Below are 839 nucleotides of genomic sequence, written 5' to 3'. Positions count from 1 at the left end.
AACGCTGCTGAAAAAACTCAATGCCGGTGATTACGCCGGAGCGCGTGACCAGATGGCCCGCTGGGTGTTTGCCGCAGGCCATAAATGGAAAGGACTGATGAACCGTCGCGAAGTGGAAATGGCAATCTGGAATATCAGGGGGGCGGATGACCTTCGCCAGTAAAAGTTTACTACTGGCAGCCGTGTTTACCGCCGTTCTGTCCGGGGGGTTGTGGCACAGGCTGGACAGCACCCGCCACGATAACCAGACGCTGCGCCGTGAATTACAGACGGAGCAACAGGCCCGCCACACTGCTGAATGGTTGTTACACGGTCAGGAACAGACGATGCAGGTATTTTCCGCTATCCGTGCCGCAAATCGTGCCGCACGGCTGGCAGATGAGACAGAACATCATGATGCAAAAGAAAAAATTACAACCGCCATTACTGGTGACAATTGCAGCACTCGTCCTGTGCCTGCCGTTGCTGCTGACAGGTTGCGGGAACTCGAAAAACGCACCCGTGCCATCGGTGGTGATCCTGCCCGAAATTGATACAGAACTGACGGAAGCAACGCCCGTTCCGCCCATGCCACAGCCCCTGACGTGGGGAGCATCCCTTCTCTGGAATGCTGACCTGTTGATGGCGCTCGGGCAGTGCAACCGCGACAAGGCATCAGTCCGGGAACAGGAGATCCGAAGGAAAGAAATTTATGAACGAAGACCAGAACCGGGCGGTGGCGCTGCTGCTCGCTGAACTCTGGCAGGGGGATACCCGTGATATTCCCCGCCCGGCGGCGTATGACCCGCCTGTATTGTGTGCCGGTTGCGGTCGTGAGCTGCGGCCTGATGTGCTGAGAC

General features: G+C 57.4%; 3 protein-coding genes. All 3 read left to right on the top strand.

Features of this window, described 5'->3' with window-relative positions:
* Positions 1–4: 4 nt before the first annotated feature.
* The 3 genes from AC0L3J_RS37100 to lysC are packed head-to-tail and all read left to right on the top strand — an operon-like array spanning position 5 to position 735.
* Positions 5–163 carry a glycoside hydrolase family protein gene (locus AC0L3J_RS37100; protein ID WP_473350388.1) on the top strand — a complete coding sequence of 53 codons (159 nt, stop codon included), beginning with the start codon at positions 5–7 and terminating at the stop codon, positions 161–163.
* Complete coding sequence (locus tag AC0L3J_RS37095) at positions 147–533, top strand: hypothetical protein (protein ID WP_001350022.1); 387 nt, start codon at positions 147–149, stop codon at positions 531–533. The genes AC0L3J_RS37100 and AC0L3J_RS37095 overlap by 17 nt, the downstream gene beginning before the upstream one ends.
* The gene (lysC, locus tag AC0L3J_RS37090) at positions 430–735 is read left to right on the top strand and encodes an Rz1-like lysis system protein LysC (protein WP_014640567.1); all 306 of its coding nucleotides are present in this window, start codon (positions 430–432) and stop codon (positions 733–735) included. The genes AC0L3J_RS37095 and lysC overlap by 104 nt, the downstream gene beginning before the upstream one ends.
* The last annotated feature ends 104 nt before the right edge of the window (positions 736–839 follow it).

The organism is Bradyrhizobium sp. Kon37 (assembly GCF_055807535.1).
This window is presented reverse-complemented; position numbering and strand designations above follow the sequence as displayed.

Coding starts and splice junctions, on each gene's coding strand:
- AC0L3J_RS37095 (WP_001350022.1), top strand. CDS start 147: ATGACCTTCGCCAGTAAAAGTTTACTACTGGCAGCCGTGTTTACCGCC.